This window comes from Pseudomonas sp. OE 28.3 (assembly GCF_014268205.2).
GTDB lineage: Bacteria > Pseudomonadota > Gammaproteobacteria > Pseudomonadales > Pseudomonadaceae > Aquipseudomonas > Aquipseudomonas edaphica.
Genome location: NZ_CP077082.1, coordinates 4,960,636 through 4,980,639, shown reverse-complemented (window position 1 = coordinate 4,980,639; position 20,004 = coordinate 4,960,636). Strand labels below are relative to the sequence as shown.

Genomic DNA, 20,004 nt, shown 5'->3' with positions numbered 1-20,004 from the left:
TGTAGGGCGATGCTGTAATAATTCCGCCCTTTAGAGTGTAAGTTATTTTTATATGGGGTAATCGGTGCGTCTGCAGGTGGCGGCTGGCTGAGCAACGCTGCCGGCTTCGGTCGAGGGTTTCTCTCTAGTGACAAAGTCGTGGTTGCAGGCCGTATTTGTTTAAAATCGGTCTCTATACTCTCGTCGTATTGAAAGTGGCGGTTTCGCTGGTGCAACGCCTAATTTTCCCCGTTTCGCCGACCTCTTCGTGTTTCAAGCGCTCACTCAGCGTGTTGCTTGCCTGTTAATCGTCGAGGCGGTTTTATCAGACGAGTGCTAGGGTTTCGGTTGGCGGGTGTGAATCGGCAGACGTTGATGGGAAACTTCGGGCCCATCCTTGCGACATTACTGAAAAGATTTAACTCAATGACTATCTTAGTAACCGGCGGTGCAGGCTTTATCGGTGCAAACGTGGCATTGGGCCGGGTAGTGAAGCGCTACTCCGAGCGTTCTGTATGAGAATCTTACTGCTTGGCAAAAATGGCCAGGTAGGCTGGGAACTCCAACGTAGCTTGGCGCCTTTGGGGCAGGTCCTGGCGTTGCACTCCAAAAGCCCGGACTACTGCGGTGACTTGAACGATCTGCAAGGGCTGGCGGCTACCGTGCAGCGGTTTGCGCCTGACGTAATCGTCAACGCAGCGGCTTACACCGCCGTCGACAAGGCCGAGAGTGAGCCGGGCCAAGCGCTGCGCGTGAATGTTGAAGCCCCCGCGGTGCTGGCAACAGAAGCCCGAAAGCTGAATGCCTTGCTGGTACATTACTCCACGGACTATGTGTTTGACGGCCAGGGTGATACGCCTTGGCAGGAAAGCGACCCAGCGGGCCCGCTGAGCGTCTATGGCACGACCAAACTGCAAGGTGAGCAGGCGATCCAGGCCTCCGGCTGCACGTACCTGATCTTGCGCACCAGTTGGGTGTATGCGGCGCGCGGTAATAACTTCGCCAAGACCATGCTGCGCCTGGCAGCAGAACGTGACAGCCTGAATGTGATCAACGACCAATTTGGCGCCCCTACCGGGGCGGACCTGCTGGCGGACGTCACCGCCCATGCTATCCGTGCGGTGCGTTTGAACCCTCAATTGCAAGGCATCTACCATCTTGCGGCAGCCGGTGAGACCACTTGGCACCGGTATGCCCGTTTCGTGCTCGACCAGGCGCAGGCGGCAGGTGTGGAGCTCAAAGTCGCTTCGGCATCCGTCGGCGCGATAACCACGGCCGCTTATCCTACGCCTGCCAAGCGTCCTGGCAACTCTCGACTCAATACTCAAAAACTGCAGAATGCCTTCTCCCTTTGCCTGCCTGAATGGCAGGACGGTGTGGCACGGATGCTTAAAGAAATTCTAGAGAAATGACTATGCTAAAACGCAAAGGAATTATTTTGGCCGGCGGTTCGGGCACGCGCCTTCACCCTGCAACCTTGGCTATTTCCAAACAGTTGCTACCGGTTTACGACAAGCCGATGATCTACTACCCGCTGACCACGTTGATGCTGGCGGGTATTCGCGACATTCTGATCATTTCCACGCCACAGGACACCCCGCGATTCGAGCAACTTTTGGGCGATGGCAGCAACTGGGGTTTGAATATTTCCTACGCTGTACAGGCGTCTCCGGATGGCCTGGCGCAGGCGTTCATCATCGGTGAGGACTTCATCGGTAATGATCTGTCTGCACTGGTGCTGGGTGACAACATCTATCACGGTCATGATTTTAATGAGCTGCTCAAGAGCGCAATGTTGCGTCAGGACGGCGCCAGTGTCTTCGCGTATCACGTGACCGATCCGGAGCGTTATGGCGTCGTAGAGTTCGATACTGAGGGCAAAGCGATCAGCCTGGAAGAGAAGCCGCTGCAACCCAAGTCAAACTACGCGGTTACCGGTCTGTATTTCTACGACCAGGACGTGGTTGAAATGGCTAAAAGCATCAAGCCGTCGCCGCGTGGCGAACTCGAGATTACCGACCTCAACCGTCTCTATATGGAGAAGGGCAAGCTGTCGGTTGAGATTATGGGTCGTGGCTACGCATGGCTGGATACAGGCACGCATGACTCACTGCTACAGGCCAGCCACTTCATTGCAACGCTTGAGCATCGTCAGGGGCTTAAAGTTGCCTGCCCTGAAGAAATTGCGTTTCGCCAGAAGTGGATTGACGCCGAACAGTTGGAGAAACTTGCGGTGCCGCTTTCCAAGAATGGCTATGGCCAATATCTCAAGCGATTGCTCAGTGACAAGATTTTTTGATGGCCTGAGTGGAACGCGGCATCCCCAGTTGCTGCCTTAAGGTCGATCCGTGGCACCGCCAAGCTGGCCCGATAACATGTTGGAGATACCGTAAAAATGAGAGCCACTTCCCTCGCCATCCCGGACGTTATTCTGTTTGAACCGAAAGTATTCGGGGACGAGCGCGGGTTTTTCTACGAAAGTTTCAATCAGAAGGTTTTCGAGGAGGCTGTCGGAAAACCTGTCCACTTCGTGCAGGACAACCACTCAAAATCTGCAAAAGGCGTGCTGCGCGGCCTGCATTATCAGATCAAGCAGGCCCAAGGAAAGCTGGTGCGTGTGATACGCGGAGAAGTCTTTGACGTGGCAGTGGACCTGCGTAAAAGCTCGCCCACATTCGGCCAGTGGGCGGGCACTTACCTCAGCGAGAACAACCGAGCCCAGCTTTGGATACCCGAGGGTTTCGCTCACGGCTTCGTAGTGCTGTCTGAAAGTGCTGAGTTTCTGTACAAAACCACCGATTTCTGGGCGCCAGAGCATGAGCGCAGTCTTGCCTGGAATGACGCCGACGTGGCTATCGATTGGCCGATTTCCGAGCCGCCTACGCTGTCGGCCAAAGATACCAATGCCACCCGTTTTGCTGAGGCTGAAACCTTCGCCTAGTTGGCCTTCCTGTCAGGCACTTGAGCGTGCCCACACCCGTCCTGGGCTGGGCACGATCTCCTACAACGCTTTCGCCAATTTTCCGGGTCGCAACACCAACCACAACGCCCCCCCAATCAACACCCCCCCATACAAATGCGCCATCGACAACGGCTCCCCCAGCAACAACGCCCCCCACAACACCCCAAACGGCGGAATCATAAACGTCACCGTCATCGACTTCACCGGCCCAATGGACGACAGCAAACGGAAGTACAGGATGTAGGCAAACGCCGTACACACCAGCCCCAACCCCAGCAACGAAGACCATACCTGCCAACCACCCCAGCTCGCTGGTGGATGGCTGATGGCGCTGTAGGCAAAGAACGGCAGTAAGAAAAGGGTAGCGCCGAGCATGCTGCCCAACGCCGCAAGCCGGCTGTCCAGGCCGCCACGTTGATCGAGCCAGCGTCGCGCGAGGAAACCGGCAAAGCCGTAGCAGGTGGTGGCCAGCAGGCAGGCCAGTGCGCCCATCAACAAGTCCATATCAAACGCTACCGGCCCGGCACGGGTCAGGACTCCTACGCCGAACAGGCCCAAACACACACCGGCGATTTTCGAAGGGGTCAGGCGCTCACTGAAGAACAACCCGCCGATCAACACGCCCATCAACGGCGTGGTAGCGTTGAAAATCGCCGAGTAACCCGCTGGCAGCACCTGGGCCGCAACGGAGTACATGGTGGCGGGAATCCCGGAATTGATCACGCCGAGCAGCAGCACGGTCTTGAACTTGCCCTGGAAGTCCCAGTTCACGCGCATCACGGTGAGGATTACCAGCAGGCCGGCTGCCGCAATCGACACGCGAAAAAACGCGGTCGGCACCGTGCCGATTTCCGGCGCGATGATGCGCATGAACAGGAAGCTCGCGCCCCAAATGGCAGCCAGCCCCAACAGGTACAGGGTGTCGACAGGTCTCACGGAACACTCCTACATCAATAAGGCGGGGAGTGTTGCCCAGTGGCCTGCACGACACAATCGCTAATTACAGGACAAACCGCGTGACCATGCCGTTGAGGTCCACCGCCAGGCGCGACAATTCGTGGCTGGCCGCCGAGGTCTGGGTGGCACCGGCGGCGGTCTGGGTCGACAGGTCGCGGATGTTTACCAGGCTGCGGTCGACATCGCGGGCCACCAGCGCCTGTTGCTCGGCGGCGCTGGCGATCACCAGGTTGCGTTCACTGATTTGCGAGATGGCGGCGGTGATTTTTTCCAGGGCGCTGCCGGCGTTGTTGGCCCGCTGCAAGGTCTGGCCGGCGTGCTCGGCGCTGCTGTTGAGCGCTTCGACGGTGCCTTGGGTGCCTTGCTGGATGCCGTTGATCATCTGCTCGATTTCTTCGGTGGAGTCCTGGGTGCGTTGCGCCAGCGAGCGCACCTCGTCGGCCACTACTGCAAACCCGCGCCCGGCCTCGCCGGCGCGGGCGGCTTCGATGGCGGCGTTAAGCGCCAGCAGGTTGGTTTGCCCAGCGATGCCGCGGATCACTTCCAGCACTTTGCTGATGTTCTGGGCTTGCACGGCCAACCCTTCGGCCTTGTTCGAGGCGCCGAGCACTTCGTCCACCAGGTTCTGGATCGAGCTGATGGTTTCGCTGATCTGGTAATGACCGTGCTTGCTGTCTTCGTCGGAGGCCTTGGATGCCTCGGCGCTGGACACCGCATTGGCCGCGACTTCGTCCACCGCCGCGCTCATCTCGTTGACGGCGGTGGCGGCCTGTTCGATCTCATCGTTCTGGGCTTGCAAGCCACGGGTGCTCTGCTCCATCACCGAACTCATCTCTTCGGCGGCGGACGCCAGTTGCTGCGCCGACTCGCTGATGCCATGGAGGGTGGTGCGCAACTGGTCCTGCATGGTGGCCAGGGCCGTCAACAGTTGCGCCGGTTCGTCGCTGCCTTTGACCACGACGGGCTGGCTCAAATCACCACCGGCAATGGTGCGCGCCACGGCCAGGGCCTGGCCCAGCGGGGCGGTGATGCTGCGGGTCAGCAGCCTGGCAAGCAACAAGGTCGCGATCAGCGCACACACAATGATCAGGCCGACCACCCACTGTGCGCTGGTATACATCTGCGCCGCCGCGTCTGCTGCGGTTTCCACGCCTTTCTGGTTGAAGGTAATCATGTCCTCCAGGCTTTTATTCAGGAGCGTGCCCTGCGGGCCGAGGCGCGTGCTGAGCAGGTCGATGGCGTCTTGCTGCTGGTCCTTGTCGACCAGCTCCACCATCTGGCTGACGATACTGTTGTAAGTGTTCACATTGATGTTGAGCTGCTTGAGCATGGCGCGTTCGTCGTCGCCGCTGAGCAGGTCTGCGTGGTGCTCCAGCAGGGTGTTGAGTTCGCTGCGCTGGTTGGCGATCAGGCTTTTGCTGTTGTCGCGGATCCGTGATTCGTCAGTGGTCGCCATGCGCATCGACTCCAGGCGGATGCTGGCGATGCAGGCGGCAGCGTCGTGGATGTTCTCGATGCTCGGCATCCACGATTCTTCAATCACCAACGCGCTTTCGCGCAGCTTGGCCATCTGCCCCAGGCCAAACATTCCGACGATCACCAGCATGCTGGCCAACACCCCAAAACTCAGGCTGGCGCGCAGACCGATCGGCATATTCCTCAATGACATCTTAGTGCTCCTTAGGCGGTTTGAACCGGTTCCCTTGTCGGTCTTCAGACCTTGTTAGGTTGGGAAGGGCGCGCTATATATCAAAGTGCCATCAAGGTGGTAATCGGGGTTTCCCCTAAGTGGTATCAAGGGTGTTACATACGTTGAGAATTCACAGGTTTGCGCGGTTTCCTGGCAACGAGCGTCAAGCCCCGCAGCTCGAGGCCTGTAGCGGTGGGCGGCGCGACTTTATAGTGTTTTTGCTGACCGTACGGTCGATTGGTGAAAATTGAAAATAAATGTACAAATTGCATGATGTTGTACAGTCAGGCCGTGCAAATCATCCTTCTCCTGCCTCGATTCACTGGCTAAGCTCAGGCATCCAGATACCCGTTCGAGGTTTCCCGCATGTCGCCATCCGCCCCTGCCATTGCCCGCATGATCCTCGATGGCTTCGACGATTACCGTGAGCACTTTCGCCAGATCACCGACGGCGCTCGCGAGCGTTTCGAAAAGGCTCAGTGGCAACAAGGGCAGGCGGCGTCGGCGGCGCGGATCAATTTGTATGAAGAGAAGGTCGCTGAAGTCACGGCGCGTCTGCGTGCCCACTTCGATGAGGCGGCGTTGCTGGCAGTGGACGAGTGGCCATTGGTCAAAAGCGAGTACATCGGCCTGATCGACCTGCGTTTTGACGATGAGCTGTCCGAGACCTGGTACAACTCGATCTTTTGCGGGCTGTTCAGCCATGACCTGATCAGCGACGGTTGCATGTTCATCCACACCACGCGGCCCAGCCTGCGCCGGGCACGTGCGGCGCAAACCCGTACCTATAAGCCTGCGGGCGACCTGGCGGCGACGCTGGCGCAGATCTTCGCCGATTACCGCTTCAGCGAAGCCTACGCCGACCTCGACGGCGACCTGCGCCGCCTCCAGGCGCAGTTGCGCGAAAACCTGCCGGATTGGGTGTGCAAAGACCCGCAGCTGAGCATCGAGCTGTTTTCGTCAGTGCTTTACCGGAATAAAGGCGCCTACCTTGTTGGTCGTATTTTTACCCGTGACGAGCAATGGCCCCTGGTGATTCCGTTGTTGCACCGCGAAGGGCGCGGCATCCAGATCGATGCGCTGATCACCGACGAAGCCGATGTGTCGATCATCTTCTCCTTCACGCGCTCCTACTTCATGGTCGATGTGCCGGTGCCGGCCGAGTTTATCGGCTTTCTCAAGCGCATCCTGCCTGGCAAGCATATTGCCGAGCTGTACACCTCGATCGGTTTCTACAAGCACGGCAAGTCGGAGTTCTACCGCGCGTTGATCAACCACCTGGCGACCACCGATGATCAATTCATCATGGCGCCCGGCGTGCGCGGCATGGTTATGAGTGTGTTTACGCTGCCGGGTTATAACACCGTGTTCAAGATCATCAAGGACCGTTTTTCGCCGTCGAAGAACGTCAACCGCGCCACGGTGATCGAGAAGTACCGGCTGGTCAAAAGTGTTGACCGTGTGGGGCGCATGGCCGACACCCAGGAGTTCGCCGATTTCCGCTTTCCCTTGAGCAAATTCGAGCCCGAATGCCTGGCCGAACTGCTGGAAGTCGCCGCCGGCACGGTGCAAGTGGAGGGCGATACGGTACTGATTCGCCACTGCTGGACCGAGCGGCGCATGACCCCGCTCAACCTCTACCTGGACAACGCCAACCCCGCCCAGGTGCGCGAAGCCCTGGAAGACTATGGCCTGGCAATCAAGCAACTGGCGGCGGCGAACATCTTCCCCGGCGACATGCTGCTGAAGAACTTCGGCGTCACCCGCCACGGTCGTGTGGTGTTCTATGACTATGACGAGATCTGCTTTCTCACCGAAGCCAACTTCCGCCACATCCCCGCACCGCGCACACCTGAAGATGAAATGGCCTCGGAGCCCTGGTACTCCATCGGCCCGCTGGACGTGTTCCCGGAAGAGTTCCCGCCGTTCCTGTTCGCCGACGCCGGCCAGCGCAAGCTGTTCGACGAGTTGCATGGCGAGTTGTACAACGCCGACTACTGGAAAGGCCTGCAGGAAGCGATTCGCGCCGGCAAGGTGATTGATGTGTTTCCGTATCGGCGCAAAGACCCGCTGTAAACGCATATACCGTTTGGGAGGAGGCTTGCTCCAATTTAACAACGTCTGTGCAAAGTGGGCTGTTGTGGCGAGCAGGCTTGCCCTGCGTTGGGCTGCGCAGCGGCCCCAAAAACAGACTCAGAGTTCTTTCAGGAGTATCTCGGTGTTTACAATGGGGCTGCTGCGCAGCCCAACGCAGGGCAAGCCTGCTCGCCACAGAGGAGCGTGGGTTAAGACAGTTGCTCCCACATTTGATCCGGTTTACTTAGCCGTCTGCCAGATCAGCTGCTTTTCTGCCACACTTGCCGGCCGTGCATAAATAGACGACCTGCAAAGTACCTGATGACTGACCAAGCGCCCGCTATCGACCAACTGCTCAAAAACCTCGACCACGCCATGCTCGCCGACCGCCACCGCTTGCGGCGCCAGTTGCTTGAGCTGCGCAAGAAGCCCGACGAGGAGAAGCTGGCGCAGTGGGTCACGCGTATGCAGGCGTCCTGCGCCCAAGTCACCGCGCGGCGTGCCAGCCTGCCGGTGATTCGCTATGACGACAGCCTGCCGATCGCGGCCAAGCGTGACGAGATCAAAGAGGCGCTAAACAAGCATCAGGTGCTGATCATTGCCGGCGAAACCGGCTCGGGTAAAACCACCCAGTTGCCGAAGATCTGCCTGGAGATTGGGCGCGGCCAGTACGGCCTGATCGGCCACACCCAGCCGCGCCGGATTGCTGCGCGCAGCGTCGCCAGCCGGGTTGCCGAAGAGCTTGCTACGCCATTGGGCGCGCTGGTCGGCTATCAGGTGCGTTTCGAAGACCAGAGCGATTCCAACACGCTGATCAAGCTGATGACCGACGGCATTTTGCTGGCGGAAACCCAGAACGACCGTTATCTGGAACGCTACGACACCATCATCGTCGACGAAGCCCACGAACGCAGCCTGAACATCGACTTCCTGCTCGGTTACCTGAAAACCCTGTTGCCGCGCCGCCCGGACCTTAAAGTCATCATCACCTCGGCGACCATCGACCTGGAGCGCTTTTCCAAGCACTTCGACGATGCGCCGATTGTCGAGGTCTCGGGCCGCACCTTCCCGGTCGACACCTGGTATCGCCCGTTGACGCTTGAGCAGGACGAGGAGGGCAACCGCGTCGAGGATGACTTGACCGTCGACCAGGCGATTCTCGCCACCCTCGACGAAATTGCCGCCTATGAGCGCAGTGAGCGCCGCAGCCCCGGCGATGTGCTGGTGTTTTTGCCCGGCGAACGCGAGATTCGCGACGCCGCCGACATGCTGCGCAAGGCCCAGCTCAAACACACTGAAATTCTGCCGCTGTACGCGCGCCTGTCGCCGGCCGAACAGCAGCGGATTTTCCAGTCCCACCCAGGCCGCCGCGTGGTGTTGGCGACCAACGTTGCGGAAACCTCGCTGACCGTGCCGGGCATCCGTTATGTGATCGACAGCGGCACCGCGCGCATCAGCCGCTACAGCTACCGCGCCAAGGTGCAGCGCCTGCCGATCGAGGCGATTTCCCAGGCCAGTGCCAACCAGCGTAAAGGCCGCTGCGGCCGGGTTGAGCCGGGCATTTGCATTCGCTTGTACAGCGAAGAAGATTTTATCGGCCGTCCGGAATTTACCGACCCGGAGATCCTGCGCACCAACCTCGCCGCGGTGATCCTGCAGATGCTGCACCTGCGCCTTGGCGAAATCACCGACTTCCCGTTTATCGAACCGCCGGATGGCAAGGCGATCAGCGACGGTTTCAACCTGCTGCAAGAACTCTCGGCAGTCGACCGCAACAGCCAGCTCACGCCGCTGGGCCGCCAACTGGCGCGCTTGCCGGTGGACCCGCGCATGGGCCGCATGCTGCTCGAAGCGGCCAAGCTCGGCAGTTTGCAGGAAGTGTTGATTGTGGCCAGTGCCATGTCGATCCAGGACCCTCGCGAGCGTCCGCCGGAGCGCCAGCAAGCCGCCGACCAGGCCCACGCACAGTGGAAAGATGCAGACTCGGACTTCGCCGGGCTGGTCAATCTGTGGCGCGGCTTTGAAGAACAGCGCCAGGCGTTGACCGCCAGCCCGTTGCGTAACTGGTGCCGCAAGAACTTCCTGAATTACCTGCGCCTGCGCGAGTGGCGTGACTCCCATCGCCAGTTGAGCCTGATCTGCCGCGATATGCAGCTGACCCTCAACAAGGAACCGGCCGACTTTGCGAAACTGCACAAGGCGGTGCTGTCCGGTTTGCTCAGCCAGATCGGGCAAAAAACCGAAGACGGCGATTACCTCGGCGCACGGCAGCGGCGCTTCTGGATTCACCCGTCCTCGGGCATCGGCAAAAAACGTCCGCAATGGCTGATGACCGCCGAACTGGTGGAAACCACCAAGCTGTATGCGCGCATGGTCGCCAAGATCGACGCCGACTGGATCGAGCCGCTGGCCGGGCACCTGATCAAGAAAAACCACTTCGAACCGCACTGGGAAAAGAAGCGCGGCCAAGTGGTGGCGTTTGAGCAGATCACCCTGTTCGGGCTGATTGTGGTCGGGCGCCGGCCGGTACATTACGGGCCGATTGACCCGGTGGTGTCCCGCGAGTTGTTTATTCGTGAAGGGTTGGTACGCGGCGAGATTCAATCCCGCGCCAAGTGCCTCACGGCCAACCAGCAACTGCTGGAACAGCTCGATGAACTGGAGGCCAAGGCCCGTCGTCGCGACATTCTGGCGGATGAAGAAACCCTGTACGCCTTTTATGACGCGCGCTTGCCGGCAGAGATCCACCAGACCGCCACGTTCGACAGTTGGTACAAGGTCAACAGCCAGAAAGACCCGCAACTGCTGATCATGCGTGAAGAGGACGTGCTGGCCCGCGAGGCCAGTGAAGTCACGGCCGCGCATTACCCCGACACCCTGCAACTGGGCGACCTGGAACTGGCCCTGAGTTACCACTTTGAACCCAACCACCCCCGCGACGGCGTAACCCTGCGCGTACCGGCGCCGCTGTTGCCGGCGTTGCCGCCTGAGCGCCTGGAGTGGTTGGTGCCGGGTGTGATCGAAGCCAAGTGCATTGCGCTGGTGCGCAACTTGCCCAAGGCGCTGCGCAAGAACTTTGTGCCGGTGCCGGATTTCGTCAAGGCCGCCCTGCAACGTATCGAATTTGGCCAGGGCTCGTTGCCCCAGGCGCTGGGCCGCGAATTGCTGCGCATGACCGGCGCGCGGGTCAGCGATGAAGCCTGGGCCGAGGCGGCGCAGCAGGTGGAAAGCCACCTGAAGATGAACCTGGAGGTGGTTGACGGCCAGGGCAAGTTCCTGGGCGAAGGCCGCGACCTGGCCGAGCTGACCGCACGTTTCGCCGAGGCCAGCCAGGCCGCATTGGCTGTACCGCAAACCGCGAAAAGCCAACAGCCGGTGGAAGCCAAGGTGTTTGCCGCCGTGGCGGAAAAGACCCAGCAAAAGATTGCTGGCCTGTCGATGACGGTGTATCCGGCACTGGTCGAAGAAAACGGCACGGTCAAGGAAGGGCGTTTCTCCACTGCCGCCGAAGCCGAGTTTCAGCACCGTCGCGCCTTGCAGCGCCTGCTCATGCAGCAACTGGCGGAACCGGCAAAATTCCTGCGCGGCAAATTGCCTGGGTTGACTGAGCTGGGCCTGATGTACCGCGAGCTGGGGCGCATTGATGCGCTGGTGGAAGATATTCTGTTGGCCAGCCTCGACACCTGCGTGCTCGAAGGCGAAGCCAGCCTGCCGCGTGACGGTGCGGGTCTGGCTGCGTTGGCCGAACGCAAGCGCGGCAGTTGGACCGAACACGCCGAACGCCTGGCGCGCTTGACCCTGGACGTGCTGAAACTCTGGCATGGCTTGCAGAAACGCTTCAAAGGCAAGATCGACCTGGCCCAGGCGGTGGCGTTGAACGACATCAAACAGCAACTCAGCAACCTGGTATATCCCGGTTTTGTGCGCGAAACCCCGGCGCAGTGGTTCAAGGAATTGCCGCGCTTTCTCAAGGCCATCGAGTTGCGCCTGGAGAAGTTGCCAAGCCAGGTGCAAAAAGATCGGGTCTGGAGCTCGGAGTTGGGCGGCCTGTGGGCGCAGTACCAGAACCGTTTGAACAAACATGCCCAGGAAGGCAAGCGCGACCCGCAGCTGGAGCTTTACCGCTGGTGGTTGGAGGAATACAGGGTGTCGCTGTTTGCCCAGCAGTTGGGCACCAAGGTGCCGATTTCCGATAAGCGTTTGAGCAAACAGTGGAGCCTGGTCGAGGCCTGAATTCTTCCTCGATCCTCCAGTCAACGCCCAACCCCTGTGGGAGCTGGCTTGCCTGCGATGGCATCACCACCGTTTGGCTGATACACCGCAGTGTCTGCATCGCAGGCAAGCCAGCTCCCACTGTGGATTGCGGGGGTTAATCCTGGGGATGGCGCCAAATGCGCGAGGTTGTGGCAAACTTCGCAGTCATAAAGACCGGTAACGCCGCGAAACACTGTGGTGCGATGGGATAAAGCGTTGCCAGTTTGATGCCCGCTGGAGGGTATCGAACGAATTAAAGTTTGGTACGACGGTACCAATATCTTCTCTGCCTGACAGATTTAGAGGAACGACCGTGCATAACGTCGTCATCAGCGGCACTGGCCTGTACACCCCGGCCAACAGCATCTCCAACGAAGAGCTGGTGCAGTCTTTCAATGCTTACGTGCAACAGTTCAATTCAGACAACGCTGCCGCCATTGAGCGCGGTGACGTGCAGGCATTGACCGAGTCCAGCGCCGCCTTTATCGAGAAAGCGTCGGGCATCAAGAGCCGCTTTGTGATGGACAAGGACGGCATCCTTGACCCACAACGCATGGCCCCGCGCCTGCCCGAGCGCAGCAACGACGAGTGGTCGGTACTCTGCCAGATGGCCGTCGGCGCCGCCGAACAAGCCCTGCAGCGCGCCGGCAAGACCGCCGCCGACATCGATGGCGTGATCGTCGCCTGCTCCAACCTGCAGCGCGCCTACCCGGCCATCGCCATTGAAGTCCAGGAAGCCCTGGGCATCCAGGGTTTCGGCTTCGACATGAACGTGGCGTGTTCCTCGGCCACCTTCGGCATCCAGAACGCGGCCAACAGCATCCAACTGGGCCAGGCCCGGGCGATCCTGATGGTCAACCCGGAAGTCTGCACCGGCCACTTGAATTTTCGCGACCGCGACAGCCATTTCATCTTCGGTGATGCGGCCACGGCGGTGATTCTTGAGCGTGCTGATCTGGCGACCTCCGAGCACCAGTTCGACGTGGTCAGCACCAAGCTGCTGACCAAGTTTTCCAATAACATCCGTAACAACTTCGGTTTCCTCAACCGTACCGCCGAAGAAGGCATCGGCGCGCCGGACAAGCTGTTCGTGCAGGAAGGCCGCAAAGTCTTCCGTGATGTCTGCCCGATGGTTGCCGAGTTGATCGGTGTACACCTGCAAGAAAACCAGCTGAGCGTGACCGACGTGAAGCGCTTCTGGCTGCACCAGGCCAACCTGAGCATGAACCACCTGATTGTGAAGAAGCTGCTGGGCCGCGAAGCCTCGGTGGAAGAAGCGCCGGTGATCCTTGATACATACGCCAATACCAGCTCGGCGGGCTCGGTGATCGCGTTTCACACCTATCAGGACGATCTGCCCAAGGGCTCGGTTGCAGTGCTCAGCTCGTTCGGTGCGGGTTACTCGATCGGCAGCGTGATCCTGCGCAAGCGCTAATCTTGTGGGAGCTGGCTTGCCTGCGATGGCATCACTGTGGTGTGACTGATCCACCGAGGTGCCTTCATCGCAGACAAGCCAGCTCCCACATTGATCCTATTTCCAAGGCAAGATCGAGGTTTGAATGGCAGCAGCGGACGACGCGCACCTGCTTGAACGGCTGCTCAAGGGCGAGCAGCGGGCCTACAAGGAACTGGTCACCACCTACCAGAGTGCAATGCGCGCGGTAGCCTATGCCATTGTCGGCCAGCGCCACGCCGATGAAGTGGTGCAAGACGCCTGGTTGTCAGTGGTGCGTAACCTGGCCAAGTTCGAAGGGCGCTCCAGCCTCAAAACCTGGCTGCTGACCATCACCGCCAATTCTGCCAAGGGCCGCTACAAACAGAATCGCCGGGAAGTATTGCTCGACGATTTGCCTTCGCCCCACGGCACCATTGGCGATGACCGCTTCGTCCCCGACGACGGCCACTGGGCCGTTGCGCCTTACGCCTGGCACCAGGACACCCCGGAAGCCTTGCTGACCGAGGATGAACTGCGCAAATGCCTGGAGCATACAATCCTGAGCTTGTCGGAGCTGCAAAGCAGCGTATTGGTGTTGCGTGAACGTCAGGGCCTGGAGTTGGAGGAGATTTGTAATCTTCTGACCCTCTCGCTCTCCAATGTCCGTGTGCTGTTGCATCGAGCACGGCTTAAAGTCTTCGCCACGGTGGAGCATTTTGAGGAAACGGGCGAATGTTGACCTGTAAGGAACAAGTGGCGCGGTCCAGTGACTACCTCGATGGGCAATTGACCTTTCGAGAGCGTTTGCTGGTGCGTCATCACTTGATGTTCTGCCCCAACTGCCGGCGATTTATTCGTCAGATGCGCCTGATGCAGGCGACTTTGAAGATCATGCCGGAGGAGCCGGTAAAGGACGCTGATGCACTGGCTGATCGGCTGGTGGCCGAAAGGCTCAAAGATCAGTAACGGTGGGAAAGAGGCAGGCTCGCGTGGGTGAGTCGAACGGATGATGGGGATCGACCCACCCACGCAAGGCTGTTGAAACCCCCTCGGGCCGTCCTGGCCCAAGGGTTATTGCATGCACATTTAGAACTTGGCTTCAGCATCCAACTGCAAGGTGTTGGTGTTGGCATCACGCTGCGTGCGGCTGGCGTAGTCAGCCTTGGTCAGGAAGTACGTGGCGCCGAGGGCGAAGTTCTTGTCGATGTCGTAGCTGACTTTGAGCTTGTGACCGCGCGAACCGGTGGTGCCGTTGGCGAAGTCCGAATCGGTGAAGGCGCCAACCACTGCATCACGTTGCGTATCGCGGTAGTTGTAGTCCAGGTTGAAACCGAACACCTTGGATTTGGCACCGATCAACCAGGCGGTGTCCTGGTCGGTCACCGCATCGTTGTTTTTCACGTACTGGCCGTAGAACGCCAAAGGCACGGCCAGGCCGCCGATGTCGGCTTGGGCAAAGCCTTCATACAGGCGGAATTCGTTGTTGGCCGAGTTGCCGTTGACCGCCAGCGCGCATGGCGTGGTGGTGGTTGTGCAGCGGCTGTCCTTGTCGTTCTGGTAGGCGTAGACGCTGCCGCCCAGGGTCATTTTCAGGTTGTCGGTGAGCGAGAAGCGCGTGCCCAACTGGCCGGAGGTCAGGCGCAGGTCGTGGCGAAATTGCACGCCGTCGCCGTCTACGTTGTCCTTGAGGTTGTAGTTACCCAGGCTGCCGAACAGCTCGGCGCTGCCGCCCAATGGGTACTTGTAGGTGACGGCCAGGCCTTCAGGGTTGATGTCGCTATCCCAGATCACGTCGCCCATGTTTACCCACGGCTGCAGCATCTTGCCGCCGATCACGTGCAGGTTCTTGATCTGGTCCGGGTGGTAGTCGATGTAGCCCAGGTCCAGCCAGATCGACTTCTTGTCGAAGTAGTTGTCCTGGTCCTGGTTGGTGGAGCGCGCGTCGTCGCTGCTGCCGGTGGCTACGCGGATGCCGGTGTCGACCTGGGAGTTGATTTCGGTGTAGGCACCCAGGCGGGCACGGATGCGCTGACGGTCTTTGTCGCGGCCGCCGTTGTTGGATTCGCCCTGGATCTTCACGGTTTCCTGACGGAAGCGCACATCACCCTTGAGCTGAGTGCGTGCGGCCCAGGCCAGCTTCTGATCGAAGACGCTGAGGTCGTTGGTTTTTTTCGCGGTGGCCGCGATCTGCTCGTTGGTCTCTTGTTGAGCTTGCTGTGCGATCTGCTTTTCTTTCTGGTCCTTGGCTAATTCCGTTTGCAGTTCGGTGTACTGCGCAGCGGTGATCTGGCCGTTGGCCTTGAGCATGTCGAGCAATTTAGCGTCGACTGCAGCGCTGGCCGGAACGCTCAGGGCCAGCAACAGGCCGCCACACAGGGCCGCCGCAGTTTTAGTGGAAGCAAGACGCATATCAATCTCCGAAAGTGAGGAGGGATGGCAAACCATCCAGGACACAACCGACCGATGACGGACGGAAAATAGCCGCCTGGTAGAACCAGGCGCTCTAAAAACAGGCGTCAGTATCGCGATCGTTTATGACGGAGTAGTGGCTAAGTGATTTCACCTAGATGACAAATTATTTAATCTGGAACTAATTGTTTCGAGGTTTGTCGCGCTCGTTTCGAGGTGTGCCTGGCGCCGCGATAGGCGATACTCGCCAGGCTTTCACGCCAAGAAACAGTGAGGATGCCGATGCCGCTGCAACGCCTGGACAAGCTGTCTGCAATCGCCCCGCAAGTCTGGGATGCCCTGGTGCCGCAGGCCCAACCCTTTGTGCGGCACGCCTTTCTGAGTGCCCTGGAAGACAGCGCCAGCCTGGGCCCGCAGTCCGGTTGGCAGCCCGAGCATTTGCTGCATTGGGAAGGCGAGCGGCTGGTGGCGGCCTTGCCCAGCTACCGCAAGTGGCACTCCTACGGCGAGTACGTGTTTGATCACGGCTGGGCGGATGCGTGCGCGCGCGCGGGCATCGAGTACTACCCCAAGTTGCTGACGGCGGTGCCGTTCAGTCCGGTGAGTGGCCCACGTTTGTTGGCCAGGAATGCCGAGGACGGGGTTGAACTGCTGGGTAGCTTGCCCGGGTATCTGGAAATCGAAGGGCTCTCCAGTGCCCATATCAACTTCACCGACCCGTTGGCCGATGCCGCATTGGCTGGGCAGGCGGGTTGGTTGCAGCGCCTGGGCTGCCAGTTCCACTGGCAAAACCGCGGCTATCGCGACTTCCAGGACTTCCTCGATGCCTTGAGTTCACGCAAGCGCAAACAAATGCGCAAAGAGCGCGAGCAAGTGGCGGGGCAGGGCATCAATTTTGAATGGTTGCAAGGCCACGAGTTAAGCGAGGCGCAGTGGGATTTTGTCTACGCCTGTTACGCCAACACCTACGCGGTGCGTCGCCAGTCACCCTACCTGACCCGCGCCTTTTTCAGCCTGCTGGCCGAACGCATGCCCGAGGCGATCCGCGTGGTGCTGGCCAAACAAGGCGCACGCCCGGTGGCCATGGCCTTCAGCCTGATCGGTGGCGACAGTTTCTATGGCCGCTACTGGGGCTGCCTGGCGGAGTTCGACCGCCTGCACTTCGAAACCTGCTTCTACCAAGGCATGGACTACGCCATCGCCCACGGCCTGCAACGTTTTGACGCCGGCGCCCAGGGCGAACACAAGTTGATTCGCGGCTTTGAACCGGTGATCACACGGTCATGGCACTACCTGCGCCATCCGGGTTTGAAGAATGCCGTGGAAGACTTCCTGGAGCGCGAGCGGGTTGGGATTCTGGCGTATGCCGAAGAGGCAAGGGCAGCCCTGCCTTATCGGCAGGGCTGAACCCGATTGCCTCAGGCTGGCTGCTCCTTGCCCAGCCATCGATAGGTCACGCCGCCGATTACAGCACCGAGGATCGGCGCCAGCCAGAACATCCACAACTGCTGGATCGCCCATCCGCCGACGATCAGGGCCGGGCCGGTACTGCGGGCCGGGTTGACCGAAGTGTTGGTCACGGGAATGGAGATCAAGTGGATCAAGGTCAAGGCCAGGCCGATGGCGATGGGTGCAAGACCCGGCGGAGCACGACGGTCGGTGGCGCCGAGGATGATCAGCACGAACATCGCCGTCATCACCAGCTCACAGACAAACCCCGCAGCCATCGAGTAGTCACCCGGCGAATGCTCGCCGTAGCCGTTGGAGGCCAGGCCCGACGCCAGTTCGAACCCCGGCTTGCCACTGGCAATGAAGTACAACAGCGCAGCGGCGACAGTGGCGCCGATTACCTGCGCGACGATGTAAGCCGGTAACTCCCTGGCCGGAAACCGCCCGCCCACAACCAGCCCCACTGACACTGCCGGGTTGAGGTGGCACCCGCTGATATGCCCGATGGCAAACGCCATGGTCAGCACCGTCAGCCCGAAGGCCAGGGCCACACCGAGGAACCCGATCCCGACGGCGGGAAACGCTGCGGCCAACACCGCACTCCCGCAACCGCCCAACACCAGCCAAAACGTACCTAACCCCTCTGTGATTGAACGTTTGAACAAAGACATGCGACACGTCCTTGATAGATAGCTCTACCGAATCAGCAAATCAGTGATGCTCCCTGCAGATTTACTTCAGCGCCCCTCTAGGCACTGCACTGATTACAGCACGCTTTTGATACAAATCCAGGCCATAAAAAAAGCGCCAGGGGCCCGTGGATTAGGGGCTTGGCGCTGATTAAAGGTGGGAGCTGGCTTGCCTGCGATTGCGGTGTGCCAGATAACCAATTCGGTACTGACAGTGCGCTATCGCAGGCAAGCCAGCTCCCACACTGTTTTGCGGTGTGTTTTTAATCGATGCCGACGAACCCACCCGTTTGGTGCTGCCACAACCTGGCATACAAGCCGCCATGGGCCAGCAGTTCGGCATGGCTGCCGGTCTCGGCAATCTGGCCTTTCTCCAGCACTACCAGCCGGTCCATGCGCGCAATGGTCGACAACCGGTGCGCAATCGCAATCACCGTCTTGCCTTGCATTAAGGTCTCCAGGCTTTCCTGAATCGCCGCTTCCACTTCCGAATCGAGTGCCGAGGTGGCCTCGTCCATGATCAGAAGCGGCGCGTCCTTGAGCAGCACCCGCGCAATGGCAATGCGCTGACGTTGCCCGCCCGAGAGTTTCACCCCGCGCTCGCCCACGTGCGCATCCAGCCCTGTGCGCCCTTCGGCATCCGACAGCAGCGGGATGAACTCATCGGCGCGGGCTTTGTGGATGGCGGCGTTGAGTTCCTCATCGGTGGCATCCGGCTTGCCGTACAGCAAGTTGTCACGGATCGAGCGGTGCAGCAGCGAGGTGTCCTGGGTGATCATGCCGATCTGTGCACGCAAGGACTCCTGGGCGACTTCGGCGATGTTCTGGCCGTCGATCAGGATGCGCCCGCCTTGCAGGTCGTACAGGCGCAGCAACAAGTTGACCAGGGTTGATTTGCCCGCGCCGGAGGGGCCGATCAGGCCGATTTTCTCACCGGCCTTGATCTGAAGGTTCAGGCCGCCAATGATCCCGCTCTTTTTGCCATAGTGGAAATCCACCTGCTCGAAACGCACTTCGCCGTGCGGCACGTTCAGGCGCGGGGCATTGTCGCGGTCGGTCACTGCCAGTGGTGCAGCGATGGTTTTCAGGCCGTCCTGCACCATGCCGATGTTTTCGAAGATGCCGTTGACCACCCACATGATCCAGCCGGACATGTTGACGATACGGATCACCAGGCCTGTGGCGAGGGCGATGGCGCCCACCGAAATCAGTGACTGCGTCCACAGCCACAACGCCAGGCCGGTGGTGGTGACGATCAGCACGCCGTTCAAGGTGCAGATCACCACGTCCATGCTGGTGAGCACGCGTGCGGCCAACTGGGTTTTTTCGGTCTGCTCGATGATCGCTTCCTTGGCGTATTCCTGCTCATTTTGCGTATGGGCGAACAGCTTCAAGGTGGTGATGTTGGTGTAGCCGTCGACAATGCGGCCCATCAATTTGGAGCGCGCCTCGGAGGAAATCACCGAGCGTTCTTTCACGCGAGGCACGAAGTAACGCAACGCCAGGCTGTAAAGAATGATCCAGGTGATCAGCGGGATCATCAGGCGCCAGTCCGCCTCGGCAAACAGCACCAGGGCGCTGATGGCGTAGATCGACACGTGCCAGATGGCTTCCGCGGTCGCCACTGCCGAATCGCGCAAGGAGTTGCCGGTTTGCATGATGCGCTGGGCAATGCGCCCGGCGAAATCGTTCTGGAAGAAGTTCAAGCTCTGCTTGAGTACGTAGCTATGGTTCTGCCAGCGGATCAGGCTGGTCATGCCTGGGTTGATGGTCTGGTGCACCAGTAAGTCATGCAGGCCATTGAAGATCGGGCGCAGCAGCAGGGCAACCACGGCCATCCAGATCAGCTCGGCGCTGTGAATCTGGAAGAAGTTGGCGGGCGGCGTGCCTTGGGCCAAATCGATAATGCGGCTCAGGTAGCTGAACAATGCCACTTCGATCAACGCGCCGATCAGGCCGACCACCAGCAAGGCGGCAAAACTTGGCCACACCTGGCGCAGGTAGTAGAGGTAGAAGGGCAGGACTTTATCAGGAGGGGCGGCGCTGGGAGCGTCGCGGAAAATGTCGATCAGTTGTTCAAAGCGACGATAGAGCATTCAGTCTG

The 20,004-nt window shown here is 59.8% G+C and carries 14 protein-coding genes; 9 read left to right on the top strand and 5 right to left on the bottom strand.

All coding sequences use genetic code 11. The features are described from left to right. Positions 1 to 494: 494 nt before the first annotated feature. From rfbD to rfbC, 3 genes are all read left to right on the top strand, one after another. Positions 495 to 1,391: a dTDP-4-dehydrorhamnose reductase gene (gene rfbD / locus HU759_RS22230; protein ID WP_099548836.1), complete on the top strand. Its 897-nt coding sequence runs from the start codon at positions 495 to 497 to the stop codon at positions 1,389 to 1,391. A gap of 2 nt (positions 1,392 to 1,393) precedes the next feature. Beyond that, the gene (rfbA, locus tag HU759_RS22225; protein WP_099548837.1) at positions 1,394 to 2,278 is read left to right on the top strand and encodes a glucose-1-phosphate thymidylyltransferase RfbA; all 885 of its coding nucleotides are present in this window, start codon (positions 1,394 to 1,396) and stop codon (positions 2,276 to 2,278) included. Between the two features lie 96 nt (positions 2,279 to 2,374). Continuing rightward, positions 2,375 to 2,920 carry a dTDP-4-dehydrorhamnose 3,5-epimerase gene (gene rfbC / locus HU759_RS22220; RefSeq protein WP_170039198.1) on the top strand — a complete coding sequence of 182 codons (546 nt, stop codon included), beginning with the start codon at positions 2,375 to 2,377 and terminating at the stop codon, positions 2,918 to 2,920. A gap of 60 nt (positions 2,921 to 2,980) precedes the next feature. On the opposite strand, the gene HU759_RS22215 is transcribed toward rfbC, so the two are convergent. Then, positions 2,981 to 3,877 (bottom strand): DMT family transporter, encoded by an 897-nt coding sequence (locus tag HU759_RS22215; protein ID WP_186617179.1) that lies wholly within the window; start codon positions 3,875 to 3,877, stop codon positions 2,981 to 2,983. 64 nt (positions 3,878 to 3,941) lie between these two features. Continuing rightward, on the bottom strand, positions 3,942 to 5,567 hold the full coding sequence (locus HU759_RS22210) for a methyl-accepting chemotaxis protein (protein ID WP_186617177.1): 1,626 nt from the start codon (positions 5,565 to 5,567) through the stop codon (positions 3,942 to 3,944). A gap of 387 nt (positions 5,568 to 5,954) precedes the next feature. On the opposite strand from HU759_RS22210, the gene aceK reads away from it, so the two are divergent. From aceK to HU759_RS22185, 5 genes are all read left to right on the top strand, one after another. Further along, positions 5,955 to 7,664, top strand: a complete 1,710-nt coding sequence (gene aceK, locus HU759_RS22205) for a bifunctional isocitrate dehydrogenase kinase/phosphatase (protein ID WP_186617175.1) — start codon at positions 5,955 to 5,957, stop codon at positions 7,662 to 7,664. Between the two features lie 321 nt (positions 7,665 to 7,985). Continuing rightward, positions 7,986 to 11,897: an ATP-dependent RNA helicase HrpA gene (gene hrpA, locus HU759_RS22200; protein WP_186617173.1), complete on the top strand. Its 3,912-nt coding sequence runs from the start codon at positions 7,986 to 7,988 to the stop codon at positions 11,895 to 11,897. A gap of 334 nt (positions 11,898 to 12,231) precedes the next feature. Beyond that, entirely contained in the window at positions 12,232 to 13,353 is a 1,122-nt protein-coding gene (locus HU759_RS22195; RefSeq protein WP_099548843.1) for a beta-ketoacyl-ACP synthase III, read from the top strand. A gap of 124 nt (positions 13,354 to 13,477) precedes the next feature. Beyond that, complete coding sequence (locus HU759_RS22190; RefSeq protein ID WP_016973332.1) at positions 13,478 to 14,092, top strand: RNA polymerase sigma factor; 615 nt, start codon at positions 13,478 to 13,480, stop codon at positions 14,090 to 14,092. Continuing rightward, complete coding sequence (locus HU759_RS22185) at positions 14,086 to 14,319, top strand: zf-HC2 domain-containing protein (RefSeq protein ID WP_017134841.1); 234 nt, start codon at positions 14,086 to 14,088, stop codon at positions 14,317 to 14,319. The genes HU759_RS22190 and HU759_RS22185 overlap by 7 nt, the downstream gene beginning before the upstream one ends. A gap of 120 nt (positions 14,320 to 14,439) precedes the next feature. Here the strand turns inward: HU759_RS22185 and HU759_RS22180 are convergent, their stop codons facing one another. Next, a complete protein-coding gene (locus HU759_RS22180) occupies positions 14,440 to 15,762 on the bottom strand; it encodes a putative porin (RefSeq protein WP_017134842.1) in 1,323 nt (440 codons plus the stop codon). A gap of 282 nt (positions 15,763 to 16,044) precedes the next feature. Here HU759_RS22180 and HU759_RS22175 point away from each other — a divergent pair, with 282 nt between their 5' ends. Next, positions 16,045 to 17,169 carry a GNAT family N-acetyltransferase gene (locus HU759_RS22175; protein WP_186617171.1) on the top strand — a complete coding sequence of 375 codons (1,125 nt, stop codon included), beginning with the start codon at positions 16,045 to 16,047 and terminating at the stop codon, positions 17,167 to 17,169. A gap of 11 nt (positions 17,170 to 17,180) precedes the next feature. Here HU759_RS22175 and aqpZ read toward each other — a convergent pair whose 3' ends face one another. After that, the gene (gene aqpZ, locus HU759_RS22170) at positions 17,181 to 17,882 is read right to left on the bottom strand and encodes an aquaporin Z (protein ID WP_186617169.1); all 702 of its coding nucleotides are present in this window, start codon (positions 17,880 to 17,882) and stop codon (positions 17,181 to 17,183) included. Positions 17,883 to 18,163: 281 nt separating this feature from the next. Further along, entirely contained in the window at positions 18,164 to 19,996 is a 1,833-nt protein-coding gene (locus HU759_RS22165) for an ABC transporter ATP-binding protein (protein WP_017134845.1), read from the bottom strand. Positions 19,997 to 20,004: the final 8 nt, after the last annotated feature.